This is a genomic window from Pseudomonas sp. FP215 (genome assembly GCF_030687795.1).
Lineage (GTDB): Bacteria > Pseudomonadota > Gammaproteobacteria > Pseudomonadales > Pseudomonadaceae > Aquipseudomonas > Aquipseudomonas salmasensis.
Genome location: NZ_CP117447.1, coordinates 5,058,544 through 5,076,055, shown reverse-complemented (window position 1 = coordinate 5,076,055; position 17,512 = coordinate 5,058,544). Strand labels below are relative to the sequence as shown.

17 protein-coding genes and 1 other RNA gene are annotated in these 17,512 nt (G+C 60.7%); 11 read left to right on the top strand and 7 right to left on the bottom strand.

Features of this window, described 5'->3' with window-relative positions:
- Positions 1-3: 3 nt before the first annotated feature.
- Genes PSH76_RS22955 through PSH76_RS22945 form a run of 3 tightly spaced genes read right to left on the bottom strand, consistent with a single transcriptional unit; the run spans position 4 to position 2,865 of the window.
- Positions 4-1,653, bottom strand: a complete 1,650-nt coding sequence (locus tag PSH76_RS22955; protein WP_073524099.1) for an intermembrane transport protein PqiB — start codon at positions 1,651-1,653, stop codon at positions 4-6.
- Positions 1,634-2,278, bottom strand: coding sequence for a paraquat-inducible protein A (locus PSH76_RS22950; protein WP_098949550.1), 645 nt, complete (start codon positions 2,276-2,278; stop codon positions 1,634-1,636). The genes PSH76_RS22955 and PSH76_RS22950 overlap by 20 nt, the downstream gene beginning before the upstream one ends.
- Positions 2,275-2,865 carry a paraquat-inducible protein A gene (locus PSH76_RS22945; RefSeq protein WP_014716964.1) on the bottom strand — a complete coding sequence of 197 codons (591 nt, stop codon included), beginning with the start codon at positions 2,863-2,865 and terminating at the stop codon, positions 2,275-2,277. The genes PSH76_RS22950 and PSH76_RS22945 overlap by 4 nt, the downstream gene beginning before the upstream one ends.
- A gap of 155 nt (positions 2,866-3,020) precedes the next feature.
- On the opposite strand from PSH76_RS22945, the gene PSH76_RS22940 reads away from it, so the two are divergent.
- Complete coding sequence (locus PSH76_RS22940; protein ID WP_003188651.1) at positions 3,021-3,665, top strand: MBL fold metallo-hydrolase; 645 nt, start codon at positions 3,021-3,023, stop codon at positions 3,663-3,665.
- Between the two features lie 178 nt (positions 3,666-3,843).
- Positions 3,844-4,614 (top strand): OmpA family protein, encoded by a 771-nt coding sequence (locus PSH76_RS22935; RefSeq protein ID WP_020301258.1) that lies wholly within the window; start codon positions 3,844-3,846, stop codon positions 4,612-4,614.
- 221 nt (positions 4,615-4,835) lie between these two features.
- On the opposite strand, the gene PSH76_RS22930 is transcribed toward PSH76_RS22935, so the two are convergent.
- From PSH76_RS22930 to PSH76_RS22915, 4 genes are all read right to left on the bottom strand, one after another.
- Positions 4,836-5,417, bottom strand: a complete 582-nt coding sequence (locus PSH76_RS22930) for a BON domain-containing protein (protein WP_003188655.1) — start codon at positions 5,415-5,417, stop codon at positions 4,836-4,838.
- The gene (locus PSH76_RS22925; RefSeq protein WP_007904374.1) at positions 5,414-6,007 is read right to left on the bottom strand and encodes a phosphoheptose isomerase; all 594 of its coding nucleotides are present in this window, start codon (positions 6,005-6,007) and stop codon (positions 5,414-5,416) included. Before PSH76_RS22925 ends, PSH76_RS22930 begins: the two co-directional genes overlap by 4 nt.
- 93 nt (positions 6,008-6,100) lie before the next feature.
- On the bottom strand, positions 6,101-6,472 hold the full coding sequence (locus tag PSH76_RS22920) for a YraN family protein (RefSeq protein ID WP_003188656.1): 372 nt from the start codon (positions 6,470-6,472) through the stop codon (positions 6,101-6,103).
- Positions 6,472-8,283, bottom strand: coding sequence for a penicillin-binding protein activator (locus PSH76_RS22915; protein WP_098949548.1), 1,812 nt, complete (start codon positions 8,281-8,283; stop codon positions 6,472-6,474). Before PSH76_RS22915 ends, PSH76_RS22920 begins: the two co-directional genes overlap by 1 nt.
- A gap of 176 nt (positions 8,284-8,459) precedes the next feature.
- On the opposite strand from PSH76_RS22915, the gene rsmI reads away from it, so the two are divergent.
- From rsmI to mraY, 9 genes are all read left to right on the top strand, one after another.
- Complete coding sequence (gene rsmI, locus PSH76_RS22910; RefSeq protein WP_125969538.1) at positions 8,460-9,365, top strand: 16S rRNA (cytidine(1402)-2'-O)-methyltransferase; 906 nt, start codon at positions 8,460-8,462, stop codon at positions 9,363-9,365.
- 96 nt (positions 9,366-9,461) lie between these two features.
- Positions 9,462-9,815: RNase P RNA component class A (rnpB, locus tag PSH76_RS22905), an RNA gene on the top strand.
- A 354-nt stretch (positions 9,816-10,169) separates the two neighbouring features.
- Positions 10,170-10,625, top strand: a complete 456-nt coding sequence (mraZ, locus tag PSH76_RS22900; RefSeq protein WP_003171868.1) for a division/cell wall cluster transcriptional repressor MraZ — start codon at positions 10,170-10,172, stop codon at positions 10,623-10,625.
- Positions 10,622-11,569, top strand: a complete 948-nt coding sequence (gene rsmH, locus PSH76_RS22895; RefSeq protein WP_370874608.1) for a 16S rRNA (cytosine(1402)-N(4))-methyltransferase RsmH — start codon at positions 10,622-10,624, stop codon at positions 11,567-11,569. Before mraZ ends, rsmH begins: the two co-directional genes overlap by 4 nt.
- Complete coding sequence (ftsL, locus tag PSH76_RS22890) at positions 11,566-11,859, top strand: cell division protein FtsL (RefSeq protein ID WP_003188663.1); 294 nt, start codon at positions 11,566-11,568, stop codon at positions 11,857-11,859. Before rsmH ends, ftsL begins: the two co-directional genes overlap by 4 nt.
- Positions 11,859-13,601: a penicillin-binding protein 2 gene (locus PSH76_RS22885; RefSeq protein ID WP_169918656.1), complete on the top strand. Its 1,743-nt coding sequence runs from the start codon at positions 11,859-11,861 to the stop codon at positions 13,599-13,601. Before ftsL ends, PSH76_RS22885 begins: the two co-directional genes overlap by 1 nt.
- A complete protein-coding gene (locus PSH76_RS22880; RefSeq protein ID WP_032893523.1) occupies positions 13,601-15,064 on the top strand; it encodes a UDP-N-acetylmuramoyl-L-alanyl-D-glutamate--2,6-diaminopimelate ligase in 1,464 nt (487 codons plus the stop codon). Before PSH76_RS22885 ends, PSH76_RS22880 begins: the two co-directional genes overlap by 1 nt.
- A complete protein-coding gene (gene murF / locus PSH76_RS22875) occupies positions 15,057-16,427 on the top strand; it encodes a UDP-N-acetylmuramoyl-tripeptide--D-alanyl-D-alanine ligase (protein WP_305492982.1) in 1,371 nt (456 codons plus the stop codon). The genes PSH76_RS22880 and murF overlap by 8 nt, the downstream gene beginning before the upstream one ends.
- Positions 16,427-17,509 (top strand): phospho-N-acetylmuramoyl-pentapeptide-transferase, encoded by a 1,083-nt coding sequence (mraY, locus tag PSH76_RS22870; protein WP_003188670.1) that lies wholly within the window; start codon positions 16,427-16,429, stop codon positions 17,507-17,509. Before murF ends, mraY begins: the two co-directional genes overlap by 1 nt.
- Positions 17,510-17,512: the final 3 nt, after the last annotated feature.

Here is a 17,512-nt window from a genome sequence, read left to right as displayed (position 1 = left end):
TGGTCATTTGCGGGGTGGCCCTTGCAGGTCCGTCGGTGCGGCGTTATCGGGGCGGCCGCGAATCAGCGACTCCGGATGCCGGCCCAGGTAATCCGAAAGCTCGCGCAGGGAGCGCGACATGCGCCCCAACTCGTCGAGGGTCTGGGTCAGTTGTTCACGCTGCGGCGAGTCTTCGGCCAGGGTTGAACTGGCCGATTGCAGGGTCTTGCTCACGTCGGCCAAGGTCGTCTGCACACCCGGCAGCGTCTTGGCGTTGAATTGCGCCAGGCCCTTGCGCAGTTCGACCAGGCTGGCGTCGAGGTTGCCGGCAATGCGCTCCACAGGCAGTTGGCTGATCTTGTTGACGATGCCTTCGAACTTCTCTTGCAGTTGTTCCAGGTTGCCCGGGATGGTGGGGATGCCCACCGGGCGCTGGTTCGGGTCGAACGCGACTTTCTCGGCCTTGGGGTAGAAGTCCAGGGCGATGTACAGCTGGCCGGTCAGCAAGTTGCCGCTGCGGGCCTGGGCGCGCAGCCCGTTTTCGATGAAGGTGCCTATCAGGCGTACGCCGGCTGCCTCATCGTCAGGGTTATTGTTCATGGCCTTGAGTAGCTTGGTGTGGGCCTCGCCGAGCAGTTGCGGGTAGATCACGATGCCGACATTGACCGGGAAGGTGCGCTTTTTCGCATCGAAATCCAGGTTGATCGATACAACCCTGCCGAACTCCACGCCAAGGAACTCCACCGGTGCGTCGACTTTCAGACCACGCAGGGCCTGATCGAAACGCAAGACCATGTATTGCCCCCGGCCATTGGGTGGGGCGAGGGCGCTTTGCTGGTCTTCGAACAACTCAAAGCTGCGACTTTCTTCGGCCGGTTTGTCATTGGGGTTGTAGGGCGGCGCCTGGAAGGCGATCCCGCCCATCAACATGGACGACAAGGATTCGGTTTTCAGCGCGAAGCCATTGGCGCCAACGCTCAAATCGACGCCACTGGCGTTCCAGAAGCGCGTATTTTCAGTGATGTACACGTCATTGGGCGCATGCACGAAGATTTCGACATTCACGCCCTTGCCTTCGTTGTCCAGCTCATAGGCCACCACCTGGCCCACCGGGATTTTGCGGTAATAGACCGGCGAGCCGATGTCCAGGGAGCCCAGGGCCTGGGTGTGCAGCGTGAAGCGCTTGCCTGGCTCGCCGTAAGTGATGGGCGGCGGGTTTTCCAAGCCGGTGAAGTGTTTAGCGCGGGTCTCGGACTGGCCGATGTCTGCGCCGATGTAGTCGCCGGACAACAACGTGTCGATGCCCGACACGCCGCCTGCGCCAATGCGCGGGCGCACCACCCAGAATTTCGAGTCTTCGCGGGTGAAGCTTTCGGCCTGTTTGACCAGCTCGACGGTGGCGTTGACGCTTTTCTGGTCATCGCTCAGGGCCACGGCGGTTACCTGGCCGATCACCACGTTGCGGTATTTGACCTCGGTTTTGTTGGCAACCAGCCCGCTGCCGGTCTTGAAGTTGAGGACGATGGTCGGCCCTTGTTGCATGACGCTGTGAATCACCAGCGAGATCCCCACCAGCACAGCGACAATCGGCACGATCCAGACCAGCGAAACGCTGAAACGACGCGTCTTGATCACGGGTTGCCCCGCAGGGGTGTCAGCCTTGGATGAGCTCATCCGAGGTCTCCTCGTTAGGTGGGTTTTCCCAGATTAGCCGGGGATCAAAACTCATGGCCGCGAGCATCGTAAACACGACCACCAGGCCAAAAAACAGAATACCCAGGCGTGGTTCGATCGTGCCCAGGGCTTGAAACTTCACCAGCGCGGCCACCAAGGCGACCACGATGACATCGAGCATCGACCAGTAGCCGATCAGTTCGATAAACCGAAACAGCTTCGAACGCTCCTTGCGCGCCCACTGGCTATTGCGCTGCACGGTGATCAGCAGCAGCCCCAGCGACAAGAACTTGATGCCCGGCACGGCAATGCTGGCGATGAAAATGATCAGCGCAATGTCCCAGGCGCCATGCTGCCAGAACTCCAGCACGCCGCTCATGATGGTGCTGTCTGCGCCCGAGCCGAGCATGGTGGTGTTCATCACCGGCAGTAAATTGGCCGGGACATAAAAGGCGAGGGCGGTGAGCATGTAGGCCCAGGTGCGGGTCAGGGACTGCACCTTGCGACGATGCAGCGCGGCGCCACAGCGCTCGCACTCGGTGGGCTCAAGGCGCATGTCGCAGGGCTGGCCGCAGGTGTGGCACAGGCACAGGTTCAATTCGCGGGCGGTAGGCGGTGAGTTCATACGGTGTCCCACAGGTCACGCACATCGCGCCCGGCAATGCGGATCAGCAACAGGCTCAGGGCAGCCAAGGCAAACAGGCCGGTGCCAGGAATAACGTCCAGCATGCCGGCCAGCTTGAACACCGCGACCATCGCGCCCAGCAGGCACACCTCCAGCATGCTCCACGGCCTGAGTGCTTCGAGCCAGCGCATGCACAGCTTGAACGCCGGCGAGCGCCTGCCGGCCAAGGCGAAACTCAGCACCCAGATCAGCAACAGCAGTTGAAACACCGGCGCGATAATGATGGAAATCGCCGCCACCAATGCAATGAATGTGATCGGCCCCAGGCTCAGCGCAACCACCGAATCCCAAAGGGTCGCGCTGTTTTTCAGGCCTTGCAGGCTGATGCTCATCACCGGGTAAAAGTTGGCAAAGGTCCACAGCACTGCGGCAGTCACCGTCAGGGCCAGACGTTGCTGCACCGACAGGCCGTTATAGCGCTGCAGCACGCCAGAGCAGCGTACGCACAGGGCTTTCTGATGTTTGGCGAGCGTGACTTTCTCGTACACGCAGTCGCAGTGTTCGCAGATGATCTGTTGATTCGCCATGGGTGTTGCTCCAAATGCGACTGACTGCAGCAGGGGATTTCAATGGCGCTTGTGTAGCTTAGCAGCGGATAGACCGCGCAATCGACGCCTTCCAGAGCAGGGGCAAGCTACACCATACTGCATTTGGAACGCGCCAGAGAGCTTGCAGGACACCCATGACTATTGAAAAACAACCGTTGATTCGCGAAACCTTCCCCGTCGGGCCGTTGCAGTGCAACTGCACCATCATTGGCGACCCGATCACTAAAAAAGCCATCGTAGTCGACCCCGGCGGCAATCACGAGTTGATCCTGGCACGCCTTGATGCGCTGGGCCTGAAGGTGGTGAGCATTATCCACACCCATGCTCACCTTGATCATTTTCTGGCCTCCGGGCAATTGAAAGAAAAGACCGGCGCCACGCTGCACCTGCACAAAGAAGATCAATTTCTATGGGACAACCTGGAAATGCAATGCCAGATGTTTCGCGTGCCCTACGTCCCGGTGCCGTCTCCGGATCGCTGGCTGGAGCATGACGAAGAACTCGCCTGCGGCTGCGGCGTAGCCTTGCATACTCCTGGGCATACACCGGGCTCGATGAGTTTCTGGTTTGCCGACGCCAAGCTGTTGATCGCCGGCGATACCTTGTTTCGTCGTGGCGTAGGGCGTACGGATTTATGGGGCGGCGACCAGGCGACGATTGTGCGGTCGATCAAGCAGCGCCTGTATACGCTGGACGAAGGCGCGACGGTGGTCACTGGGCATGGGCCGGATACGTTGCTGGGCGATGAGATGCGGGAGAATCCTTTCGTGCGTGCGTGATGGGTTGCCGGCTCTGATACAAGCCGGTACAGACGCACAGGCACAGGCCCGAGCCAAAGACAGCTATGCTTTACGCACCCCTTTACGGAATTTTTGCCGTTTGTCGCGTTCCAAACTCGGCACAGGTCCATTGCCAATGTCCTCTGCATCACAGAATGCAAAAGTAGGAGCTTCCTTCATGTTCACTCCGCGTCGTCTGCTTGTTGTCGCTACCGCCGTAGCCCTGTTGTCTGGCTGCGCCTCACCTAACCCTTATGACGGCAGCCAGGGACAGGCCAGCAATGGTTCCGAAAGCGGCATGAGCAAAACCGCCAAGTACGGCGGCCTCGGTGCGCTGGCTGGCGCCTTGGCCGGTGCGGCCATCGACCATAACAACCGTGGCAAGGGCGCGCTGATTGGCGCAGTGGTTGCGGGTGCCGGTGCGGCAGGTTATGGCTACTACGCCGACCAGCAAGAGAAAAAACTGCGTGAAAGCATGGCCAACACCGGGGTTGAGGTGCAGCGCCAGGGTGACCAGATCAAGCTGATCATGCCGGGTAACATTACCTTCGCCACCAACTCGGACGCGATCTCCAGCAGCTTCTACCAGCCGCTGAACAACCTGGCCAACTCCCTCAAGCAGTTCAACCAGAACACTATCCAGATCGTTGGCTACACCGACAGCACCGGTAGCCGCCAACTGAACATGGACCTGTCCCAGCGTCGTGCGCAGAGCGTGGCCAACTACCTGACCTCCCAAGGTGTCAACGGTGCCAACCTGAGCGCACGCGGTGCCGGCCCGGATAACCCGATTGCCAGCAACGGCGATGTGAACGGCCGCGCCCAGAACCGTCGAGTCGAAGTCAACCTCGGCCCGATCCCTGGCCAGCAATACGGCCAGCCTGGCCAGCAGCAGGCGCCACAGCAGAACAACCAGTTCCAGGGCAACCCGTACCAGCAATACCAGTAAACCCTGGGCACTAAAAAGGGCGCCGTGCAGTCAATGCACGGCGCCCTTTTTTGATCGTTCCCCCGCTCTGCGTTGATCGTTCCCACGCTCTGCGTGGGAATGCCCGCTCTGACGCTCCGCGTCCCACTGATGGCGCAAAAGTCGCGGCCTGTGGGGTGGTGACGCGGAGCGTCACGGGATGCGTGCCCACGCAGAGCGTGGGAACGATCAAGGACTCTACATCAGTCGATGTATTCGAACACCTTCACAATCTTCTGTACGCCCGACACGCCTTGCACCAAATTGGCTGCACGGGTGGCTTCTGCCTGGGTCAGCAGGCCCATCATGTAGACGATGCCGTTGTCGGTAACGATCTTGATCCGCGAACCAGGCACCGCACTGTCGGTCAGCATCTGGGCCTTGATCTTGGTGGTCAGCAAGGCATCGTTGCTGATGGCCAGCAGGGTGATCGGGTCCATGACCTGCAGTTCGTTGTGGACCTTCTTGACGCGTTGCACGCCGGCGGCGGCTTGCTCGGCCTGGGCCTTGAGGTCGGCGCGGGGCGTTTGGCCTGCCAGCAGGACCACGCCATTGAAGCTGGTCACCACAATGCGCGAGGCACCGTTGCCCAGGTCGGTAGCCGCCTTGGCGACGTTGACCTTGACCTTGGTTTCGATCAGCGAATCATCAATGGTGCTGCCGAAGGTGCGTGTGCCCCGGTCGTCCTGGATAGGGGTGTCCCGTGTAGCGGTGATAGCCGAGCTGCAGCCGCTGATGGCGACGCACAGCGTGATGGCCAAAAGACTGAGGCGATTAACGGTCATTCTTCACTCCCGAACAGTTGGCTGTCGATCAGATCGCACAGGCAGTGGATCGCCAGCAGATGAACTTCTTGGATACGTGCAGTGACATTGGCCGGGACGCGAATCTCCACGTCCTCAGGCAGCAGCAGCGAAGCCATGCCGCCGCCGTCGCGACCGGTCAAGGCTACGACAATCATTTCGCGATCATGTGCGGCCTGGATCGCTTGAATAATATTCGCCGAGTTGCCGCTGGTGGAAATCGCCAGCAACACATCGCCGGGCTGGCCGAGGGCGCGGATCTGCTTGGAGAAGATTTCGTTGTAGCTGTAGTCGTTGGCAATCGAGGTGATCGTCGACGAATCGGTGGTCAAGGCAATGGCTGGCAGGCTCGGGCGCTCACGTTCGAAGCGGTTGAGCAGCTCGGAGGAAAAATGCTGGGCATCGCCAGCCGAACCGCCATTGCCGCACGAAAGCATTTTGCCTTCGTTGAGCAAGGCATTGACCATCACCTGGCTGGCTTGCTCGATGTGCGGTGCAAGTACGTCCATCGCCTGTTGCTTGGTGTCGATGCTGGCCTGGAAAAGCTGGCGAATTCGGGATTGCATGTCCATCTGTGTGACCTTAAGTAGCGCGGCTGTTTGGCACAGGTAATGTGCAGCCCGCAAAGCAAAGAGCAAAAATGAGTGGTGGAGGTACCCGGCGAATCAGCTGTCGAAGGCATTTTTGAGCCAAGTCAGATCAGCTGTGCCTGACGGGGTGCTTTCCATGGCAACCACATCGAAACGGCAGGGGCAGTCAGCCCAGCGATGCTCTTTTTGCAGAAAAAACTGCGCAGCGAGTATCAGCTTTTGACGCTTGCGCCCGTCGATACTGGCGAGCGCGCCACCCCATTGTGCGTGTTTTCTGTAGCGGACTTCGACGAATACTACTGTATCGCCGTCAAGCATGACCAGATCAAGCTCGCCGCGTTTACATAACCAGTTCTGCGCCAGAAGGCGCAGACCCTGTTGTTGCAGGTAGTTGAGAGCATGCAGTTCGGCATCCTTGCCGCTTTGTGCGCTGGACCGCTCGGGCATCAGCGTGGGGTATCGGGCAGGCGCTGAATGTCGCCGCCAACGAACTTCGCCCACGGCATCTGGCGATCGACGCGCTGGTTGGCGCTGATGCCCAGGTTGCCCGAGAGGCCGTCGACACGGGTGTCCGGCAGTGCCTTGAGCTGGCCCAGGCGTGGCGCCAGGCGGTAGGCATCCACGCCCATCGCGTAGAGGCGGCCCAGGCTGCCATTGGCTTGCGGCCATTGCGCGGCGACCTGGTTGCGCAGCGGGTCGGTGGTGTTAAGCAGCCAAGGGGTTTCGCAGAACATCACATTGGTCATGTCCAGGTACTGGTTGCGGTCACCACTGGCACTGAACACGTGAGAGGTCGCGTACACCGGCACATCGCCAGCGTATTGGAAGTTCAGGGTCGGCTTGATCTGCTGGGCCAGTTGCGGCGTGACGGCCAGGAAGATGAACTCGATGTCCTGACGACGCGAAGGCTGGGCGGCAACGTCGGTGCCGACCGTGTTTTGCAGGCTCTTGGCGCGGCCTTCGCTCTTGCGCAGTTGGAATAGATCGGCGATCTGCTGGGCCAGGGCCACAGGCTGATCGACATACTCAACGCCCATGACGGTGCCGCCATTGGCTTCCCAATCCTGGCGGAACGCCTTGTACACGCGCTCACCCCATTCGCCACGGGGCACCATGGCGGCGGCGCGATGCAGGCCATCAGCACGGGCACGGCGCGACACTTCGCGGGCTTCGTCTTCTGCGGCCAGGCCGAATTGGAACAACTGCGCCGGGCCTTGATCGGTTTCGCTGTAGTTCAGGGCCAGGGTGGTGATCGGCAACTGCGGGCGTGCGCTGAGTTGCTTGACCAGCGGTTTTTCCAGCGGGCCGACCACCAGTTGCACGCCGGCGGCCTGGGCCTTGGCGTAGAAGTCGTCGAGGGAGGTCAGGCGCGAACTGTCATAGAACTCGATAACCGGTGGCTTCTGCCCGGCTTGCTCAGCCTGGTAGTGAGCCGCCATGAAGCCTTCGCGCAGCGCTTTGCCCACAGCGGCCAGCGGGCCTTCCTGGGGCAGCAGCAGGGCGATCTTGTTCAGGGGCTGGCTGGCCAGTTCCTTGAGTTTGGTCAGCGGCGCTGGCAGTTGCACCGCCGCCGGGTGGCCCGGGTTCTGTGCGCGCCAGGTGTCGATGGCGGCTTGTTGTTGCTCCAGCGTACCGGCGCCCTTGACCGCCTGGGCCAGGGTGATCCAGCCATCGAGTGTCGGGTTGCCGGTGGCTTGCAGCTGTTCGGCTGGCAGCGCGGCAATCAATACCCAAATGGCTTCGTGGTTGCTGCTGGCAGCCTCCCCCGTCAGCAGCGGCGCCATGGCCACGCGCTCGCGAGCGGCGGCGAGGGTCTGGCCGTCGGCTTCATAGGCGCGCGCATGTACGGTACCGGTGCGGATCTGCTGGTCGGTCGGCAGTTCCTTCAGGCTTTGCAGGCTGGGGTGGTTCAGCGCTGCCAAGGCCGCCTTGGGCTGGTTGCGGCCCATTGCCAGTTCTGCGGCCAGGGTGCTGGCAAATACTTGCGCGGCTGGCTTCAGGGCATCCAGGGGCACTTGCGCAAGGATCTGCGAGGAGCGGCCGGGATTGTTCTGCTGGTAGGCCAGGTCTGCCGCGCTCAGGCGCAGCAACGCGGCTTTTTCTGGCGTCTTGGCGTTCGTCGCCTGTTCGAGCAGTTGCTCGATACTGGCATCGGGCGTGCGTGGCAGTTCGCCAAGACTGGAGGAGGGCGAACTGGCGCAAGCGGCCAGCAAGGCAGCGAGGCAGAGGGCGGAGAGCAGCCGCAGGCAAGCGATCATGTAAGTGTTCCTGATACCGATCAAATTAGCGTGGAAGTGTACCCAAGCACTGGCCCAGGCGCGATGTTCATGGCGTTAAACCGTGGATTTAGGTCGTGCAAATGTTGCCAATAGCTGACGGTGGCTGAAACGGCATCGGCCGTGATGGCATATTTTCAGGGCGTCTACGCGCTACAATGTGGCTTTTGCCAACCATCGAGGTGTGCGCTTTGACTGCTCCAGGTCCTTTGAATTCCACTGCTGGCTCGCTTTTTGTGGTGGCGACGCCCATTGGCAACCTGGACGACATCAGTGCCCGGGCGCTGAAGGTGTTGCGCGAGGTGAAATTGATCGCGGCAGAAGACACGCGGCACTCCCAACGGTTGATGCAGCATTTTGGTATCAGCACGCCATTAGCCGCCTGCCACGAACACAACGAACGTGAAGAGGGTAGCCGCTTTATCACGCGTCTTTTGGCGGGTGATGACGTCGCACTGATTTCCGACGCGGGCACGCCGCTGATTTCCGATCCGGGTTACCACCTGGTCCGCCAGGCGCGCGCCGCTGGTATCAATGTAGTGCCTGTTCCAGGAGCCTGCGCGCTGATTGCTGCATTATCGGCCGCCGGGTTGCCCTCGGACCGCTTTATCTTCGAAGGCTTCCTGCCCGCCAAGGCTGTAGGTCGTCGGGCGCGTCTGCAGGCACTTAAAGAAGAGCCGCGCACCTTGATCTTCTATGAGGCCCCGCATCGCATCCTTGAATGCTTGCAGGATATGGAGCTGGTATTTGGCGGCGAGCGCCTGGCCTTGCTGGCCCGGGAGTTGACCAAGACCTTCGAAACCCTCAAGGGGTTGCCGCTGGAGGCGCTGCGAGCGTTTGTCGAGGGCGACAGCAATCAGCAGCGCGGCGAATGCGTGGTGCTGGTAGCCGGCTGGACCGCGCCGGAGAATGAGGACGCAGTGGGCAGCGAGGCCATGCGCGTCCTCGATTTGTTGCTCAAGGAAATGCCACTCAAGCGCGCCGCCGCCCTGGCTGCCGAAATTACCGGCGTGCGCAAGAATGTGTTGTATCAGGTCGCGCTCGATAAACAGAAGGCCGAATAGTTCCGGGCCCAAAACTGTATTTCGTCTGAACGTGATGGCAATGCTGCACTTTTAATACTTGTCCTCTAGCCGCCGTGCCGTTAACCTTCGCGGCGGAGAGTCGATTGGACAGTCGCTGCCCTCTATGAAAATTAGGGGGGGGAGGAAAGTCCGGGCTCCATAGGGCGAAGTGCCAGGTAATGCCTGGGAGGCGTGAGCCTACGGAAAGTGCCACAGAAAATAACCGCCTAAGCACTTCGGTGCCGGTAAGGGTGAAAAGGTGCGGTAAGAGCGCACCGCACGACTGGCAACAGTTCGTGGCTAGGTAAACCCCACTTGGAGCAAGACCAAATAGGGTCCCAAGGCGTGGCCCGCGCTGGGACCGGGTAGGTTGCTAAAGATGTCCAGTGATGGCCATCGTAGACGAATGACTGTTCAAGACAGAACCCGGCTTACAGATCGACTCTCCACCTTTTTTCCTTGTGTTCGAATCTCGTGCGCAAACCGGTAGTAACGCAAGAATCCCTCCCTGCCAAATCATTGGCAGATGCATCTTCGTAATACCAAAAAAATCTTACTCTTAATAAATCACTTTAACTTTAAGCCCTAGCTCTTTGAGCTGTTTGCTGTTGTTGAGTCAAAAACATCGCAAAACTCTCGTTTCTCCTCCCTTTACCTTCCTAAATCTCCGTTCTGTAAGGCTTTTCCTTGAATACGCGCCTTGACGGTGTGGTGGGCGCATTCCTATAGTGTGCGCAAGTGGCGGAAAGTGGCACAAAGTGGGTTTTTTGAACGTAAAACGCTAAAATTTGGAGAAACGCATCTGTGTTTCGCGGAGCTAACGCTATCAGTCTCGATGCAAAAGGCCGTCTCGCCATGCCGAGCCGGTATCGTGACGAGCTCATTTCGCGAAGTTCAGGGCAGTTAATCATCACGATTGACGCCGTTGACCCTTGTTTGTGTGTTTACCCCCTCGACGAGTGGGAGTTGATTGAAACCAAGTTGCGCGCGCTGCCTTCATTGCGTGAAGAAAACCGCCGCCTTCAGCGTTTGCTGATCGGTAATGCCGTCGACCTTGAGCTCGATGGCAGCGGTCGTTTCCTGGTGCCTCCGCGGCTGCGCGAGTACGCCAAGCTGGACAAGCGCGCAATGCTGGTAGGCCAACTGAACAAGTTCCAATTGTGGGACGAAGATGCCTGGGATGCTGTGTCTGCAGCGGACCTGGCTGCTATTCAACAACCGGGCGCCATGCCTGATGAACTGCGTGATTTGATCCTGTGACTATTGATAGCGGCTTTAACCACATCACCGTACTGCTTGACGAAGCCGTTGAGGCTCTCGCCGTACGTGCCGATGGCTGCTATGTCGATGGCACATTCGGCAGGGGCGGGCATAGCCGGTTGATACTCAGCCAGCTCGGGTCCGACGGCAAACTCCTCGGGTTCGACAAAGACCCTCAAGCGATTGCCACCGGGCAAGCGCTAGCGGCCGAAGACGGCCGCTTTGTCGTTGTGCAGCGCAGCTTTGCCGAGCTGGGTGCCGAAGTTGCCGAACGCGGCATGACGGGCAAGGTGGCCGGGGTTCTGCTCGACCTGGGCGTGTCTTCGCCGCAGCTCGATGACCCGGAGCGCGGCTTCAGTTTCATGAACGACGGCCCCCTCGACATGCGCATGGACCCCACCCGTGGGGTCAGTGCCGCACAGTTCATCGCCACCGCGCCGGTGGAAGAAATCGCCCGTGTGTTCAAGGAATACGGTGAAGAGCGTTTCGCCGGTCGCATGGCGCGTGCCGTGGTCGAGCGCCGCGAAATCCAGCCGTTCGAACGCACCGCTGACCTGGCCGAAGTGCTGAAGGTCGCCAACCCGGCCTGGGAAAAGGGCAAGAACCCGGCGACCCGTGCGTTCCAAGGCCTGCGCATTCACGTCAACAACGAATTGGGCGATCTGGAAGCCGGCCTCGAAGCCGCTCTGGATGCTTTGGAAGTGGGCGGTCGCCTGGTGGTGATCAGCTTCCACTCCCTGGAAGACCGCATCGTCAAACTCTTCATGCGTCGTCTGGTCAAGGGCGAATCCGACAACCTGCCGCGTAACCTGCCGGTGCGTTTCGAAGCCTTTGTGCCGAAAATCAAAATCCATGGCAAAGCGCAGTTCGCTTCCGAAGCCGAACTCAAGGCCAACCCACGTTCCCGTAGCGCCGTCATGCGCGTCGCGGAGAAGTTGCGGTGAGCAAGCTTTTCGCCAAGCCCCTGCCGGGCGGCAGCTTCTTTATGTTGCTGCTGTTTGTCGGCGTGCTGGTGTCCGCGATTGCGGTGTCCTACAGCGCCCACTGGAACCGTCAGTTGCTCAATACCCTGTACGGGGAATTGAGCGTGCGTGATAAAGCCCAGGCAGAGTGGGGCCGGTTGATCCTTGAGCAAAGCACCTGGACGGCCCACAGCCGTATCGAAGTGCTGGCCACCGAACAGTTGAAGATGCACATCCCTGGCGCGGCGGAAGTCCGCATGGTGGCGCCATGATGAAACTCGAAGGGGCACTCTACCCATGGCGCTTCCGCCTGATGCTCGGCTTGCTGGCATTGATGGTGGGCGCGATCGTCTGGCGCATCTTCGACCTGCAAGTGGTCGATCGCGACTTCCTGATCGGCCAGGGTGACGCCCGCAGCCTGCGGCATATTCCGATTCCTGCACACCGCGGCTTGATCACCGACCGTAATGGCGAGCCCCTGGCCGTCAGTACCCCGGTGACCACTCTGTGGGCCAACGCCAAAGAGCTGCAAGTTGCCAAGGACAAGTGGCCTGAACTGGCCGCTGCCCTGGGGCAAGACCGCAAGGCCCTGACCGAACGCCTGGAAGCCCAGGCCAATAAAGAATTCATCTACCTGGTGCGCGGGCTTACCCCTGAGCAAGGCCAGCAAGTGCTCGACCTCAAAATTCCCGGTGTCTACGGCATCGAGGAGTTTCGGCGTTTCTACCCGGCCGGTGAAACCACCGCGCACATGGTCGGCTTTACCGATATCGATGACCACGGCCGCGAAGGGGTCGAACTGGCCTATGACGAATGGCTGGCTGGGGTTCCGGGCAAACGTCAGGTCATCAAGGATCGGCGCGGCAGATTGATCAAGGACGTCCAGGTCACCAAAAACGCCAAGGCCGGCAAGCCTCTGGCGTTGTCGATCGATTTGCGCCTGCAATACCTGGCCAACCGCGAACTGCGTAACGCGATCATCGAGAACGGCGCCAAGGCCGGCAGCCTGGTGATCATGGACGTGAAGACCGGCGAGATCCTCGCCATGGTCAACCAGCCGACCTATAACCCCAACAACCGTCGCAACCTGCAACCGGCGATGATGCGTAACCGCGCAATGATCGACGTGTTCGAGCCGGGTTCGACCATGAAAGCCATCTCCATGAGCGCTGCCCTGGAAACCGGCCGCTGGAAACCCAGCGACAAGGTCGAGGTTTACCCAGGCACCTTGCAGTTGGGCAAATACACCATTCGTGACGTATCCCGCACTGAAGGTCCGGTGTTGGATCTGACAGGCATCCTGATCAACTCCAGTAACGTGGGCATGAGTAAAGTTGCCTTCGATATCGGCGGCGAGACCATCTATCACCTGGCGCAAAAAATCGGCCTGGGGCAACCCACCGGTCTCGATTTTCCAGGTGAGCGCGTGGGCAACCTGCCGAACTACCGCGAGTGGAGAAAAGCCGAGACTGCAACGCTGTCCTACGGCTACGGCCTGTCGGTGACCGCCATCCAGTTGGCCCACGCTTTCTCGGTATTGGCCAATAACGGCCGCATGGTTCCACTGAGCCTGATCCATGTCGACGAAGCGCCAAAAGCCACCCAAGTGATCCCGGAAAAAGTCGCCAAGACCATGCAAGGCATGCTGCAACAAGTGATCGAAGCACCGCGTGGCGTTTTCCGCGCTCAGGTGCCGGCGTACCACGTTGCGGGCAAGTCGGGTACGGCGCGTAAGACTTCGGTGGGCACCAAGGGCTATGCCGAAAACTCCTACCGTTCGCTGTTCGCCGGCTTCGGTCCAATGAGCGACCCGCGCTACGCCATCGTCGTGGTCATCGACGAGCCTAGTAAAGCCGGCTACTTCGGTGGCCTGGTTTCGGCGCCGGTGTTCAGCAAAGTGATGTCCGGCACCCTGCGCCTGATGAACATCACGCCGGACAACCTGCCGCCGACCCAACAAGCCAACGCCGGCCCACCGGCCGCCGCTGTCAAAGCCAATGGAGGGCGCGGCTGATGTCTCTTAGCCTGAACAAGATTTTTGCCCATGCCGGCCACGATCTGCTGATTCGTGAGCTGACCCTGGACAGCCGTAATGTGCGCGCCGGTGACCTGTTCTTGGCGGTACCTGGCGGCAAGCTCGATGGCCGTGCGCATATCGCCGATGCCCTGCAACGTGGTGCGGCTGCGGTTGCCTATGAAGTGGAAGGCGCCACCGTGCTGCCGATCACCGATGTGCCGTTGATTCCGGTCAAGGGCCTGGCTGCGCAGCTGTCCGACATCGCCGGGCGTTTCTACGGTGACCCGAGCCGCCAACTCAACCTGGTTGGCGTGACGGGCACCAACGGCAAGACCAGCGTGACCCAATTGGTTGCCCAGGCGTTGGACCTGCTGGGTCAGCACTGCGGCATCGTCGGCACCCTGGGCACCGGTTTCTATGGCGCGCTGCAAAGCGGCCTGCATACCACGCCAAATCCGATTGCCGTGCAAGCGACCCTGGCCGACCTGAAAAAGGCCGGCGCCAAGGCGGTTGCCATGGAAGTGTCCTCCCACGGCCTGGACCAAGGGCGTGTCACTGCCCTGGCCTTTGACGTGGCGGTGATGACCAACCTGTCCCGCGATCACCTGGACTACCACGGCACCATGGAGGCGTACGCCGCCGCCAAGGCCAAGCTGTTTGCCTGGAATGACCTGAAGTGCCGGGTGGTCAACCTCGACGACGCCTTCGGGCGCCAACTGGCGGAGCAAGACAGCGACGCGCGCTTGATCAGCTATAGCCTGCAAGATGCCAGCGCCTACCTGTATTGCCGCGAAGCCCAATTCAATGACGAAGGCGTGCGCGCCACGTTGGTGACGCCGCAGGGCGAGCACCACTTGCGCAGCACCTTGCTCGGGCGGTTCAACCTGAGCAACGTGCTCGCCGCTATCGGCGCACTGCTGGGCCTGGACTACGCCCTGGATGAAATCCTGCGCGTACTGCCAAAGCTGGAAGGCCCGGCCGGTCGCATGCAGCGCCTGGGTGGCGGCACGCAACCGTTGGTGGTGGTCGATTACGCCCACACACCGGATGCCCTGGAAAAAGTCCTCGAAGCCCTGCGCCCACATGCCAAGGGCAAACTGCTGTGCCTGTTCGGGTGTGGCGGTGATCGCGATCGCGGCAAGCGCCCATTGATGGCCGAGATTGTCGAGCGCTTGGCCGATGGCGTACTCGTCACCGACGACAACCCGCGCAGCGAAGACCCCAGCCAGATTTTCGACGACATCCGTGTCGGCTTCAAAGATGCCTCCAAGGTCACCTTCGTCGCGGGCCGTGGCGCCGCCATTGCGCAGTTGATCGCCAGTGCCGGCGCGGACGACGTAGTGGTGCTGGCGGGCAAAGGTCACGAGGACTATCAGGAAATCAACGGTGAGCGCCATGCCTTCTCCGATCTGGTCGAGGCGGATCACGCCCTGACCGCCTGGGAGGTCGCCCATGCTTAAAGCGATGACATTCAGCGAGCTGGCCCAGGCCCTGTCGGCCCGCGTGCTGTCGAGCGACTGCACATTCAACGGCGTGAGTATCGACAGCCGTAACATCCAGCCGGGGCAACTGTTTGTCGCCCTGGCCGGTCCGCGTTTCGATGGTCACGACTACCTCAACGACGTTGCCGCCAAAGGTGCTGTCGGTGCCCTGGTACAGCGTGAAGTGGCCGATTCTGCCTTGCCGCAATTGCTGGTAGCCGACACCCGCCTGGCCCTGGGCCAACTGGGTGCGCTTAACCGTGCCGCTTTTGATAAGCCGGTGGCGGCCATTACCGGTTCCAGCGGCAAGACCACGGTCAAGGAACTGCTTGCCGGCATCTTGCGTACGCGCGGGCCTGTACTCGCCACCCGTGGCAACCTGAACAATGATTTCGGCGCACCGCTGACCCTGCTCGAACTGGCCCCGGAACACACGGCGGCAGTGATCGAACTGGGGGCTTCGCGCATCGGCGAAATCGCCTACACCGTGGCGCTGACCCAGCCGCACGTGGCGATCATCAACAACGCCGGTACCGCCCATGTCGGCGAGTTCGGCGGCCCGGAAAAAATCGTCGAAGCCAAGGGCGAAATCCTTGAAGGCCTCGATGCTTCGGGCACTGCGGTACTGAACCTGGATGACAAGGCCTTCGAGACCTGGCGTGTACGCGCCGCCGGTCGCAAGGTCCTGACGTTTGCCGTGCTGAATGCCGCAGCCGACTTCCATGCTTCCCACATCAATGTCGATGCCCGTGGCTGCCCGTCCTTCACCTTGCACACCCCGCAGGGTGACGAGCACGTGCAGTTGAACCTGCTGGGCAATCATAACGTCGCCAACGCCTTGGCCGCCGCCGCTGCCGCCCATGCCCTGGGTGTGTCGCTGTTCGGTATTGCCACAGGCCTGGGCGCTGTGCAGCCGGTCAAGGGCCGCACCGTGGCGCAACTGGCCGGCAACGGCATGCGCGTGATTGATGACACGTACAACGCCAACCCGTCCTCCATCAATGCCGCTGTGGACCTGCTCAAAGGCTTTGAGGGGCGCAAGGTGCTGGTGCTGGGCGACATCGGCGAACTGGGCGATTGGGCTGAACAAGGCCACCGTGAAGTCGGCGCCTATGCCGCTGGCAAAGTGGACGCGCTCTACGCCGTTGGCACGAACATGGCCCATGCGGTCAACGCTTTCGGCCCTGGCGCGCAGCATTTCGCCAGCCAGGCCGAGCTGATCCAGGCGTTGACGGCGGCTGAACATGACAAACACACAACCATTTTGATCAAGGGATCGCGCAGCGCGGTGATGGAAAACGTCGTCGCAGCCTTGTGTGGCTCAAGTACGGAGAAACATTAATGCTGCTGCTGCTGGCTGAGTATCTGCAACAGTTCCACAAAGGCTTCGCGGTCTTCCAGTACCTGACCCTGCGCGGGATCCTGGGTGTGCTGACCGCGCTGTCTTTGTCGCTGTTTTTAGGGCCGTGGATGATCCGCACCCTGCAGAACCTGCAAATTGGTCAATCGGTTCGTAACGACGGCCCGCAGTCGCACCTGTCCAAGTCCGGCACGCCCACCATGGGCGGTGCGCTGATCCTGTCGTCCATCGGCGTCAGCACCTTGCTCTGGGCCGATCTGCACAACCGCTACGTGTGGGTGGTGTTGCTGGTGACCCTGCTGTTCGGCGCCATCGGCTGGGTGGATGATTACCGCAAAGTGATCGAGAAAAACTCCAAGGGGCTGCCAAGCCGCTGGAAGTATTTCTGGCAGTCGGTGTTCGGCCTGGCCGCCGCGATCTTCCTGTACACCACCGCGCCAAGTGCCGTGGAAACCACCTTGATCATCCCGATGCTCAAGGACGTGAGCATCCCGCTGGGTGTCGGTTTTGTGGTGCTGACCTACTTCGTGATCGTCGGCTCCAGCAACGCGGTGAACCTGACCGATGGCCTCGACGGCCTGGCGATCATGCCGACGGTAATGGTGGGCGGCGCGCTCGGCATCTTCTGCTACCTGTCGGGTAACGTGAAATTCGCGGAATACCTGCTGATTCCTTATGTACCGGGCGCTGGTGAACTGATCGTGTTCTGCGGCGCGCTGATCGGTGCCGGCCTGGGGTTCTTGTGGTTCAACACCTACCCGGCACAAGTCTTCATGGGCGACGTCGGCGCACTGGCGCTGGGCGCGGCCTTGGGCACCATCGCGGTGATCGTTCGCCAGGAAATCGTGCTGTTCATCATGGGCGGCGTGTTCGTGATGGAAACCCTGTCGGTGGTCATCCAGGTGGCTTCCTTCAAGTTGACCGGGCGCCGCGTGTTCCGCATGGCGCCGATTCACCACCACTTTGAACTCAAGGGCTGGCCTGAGCCACGCGTGATTGTCCGCTTCTGGATTATCACCGTGATTCTGGTACTGGTCGGCCTTGCCACCCTGAAACTGAGGTAGAAA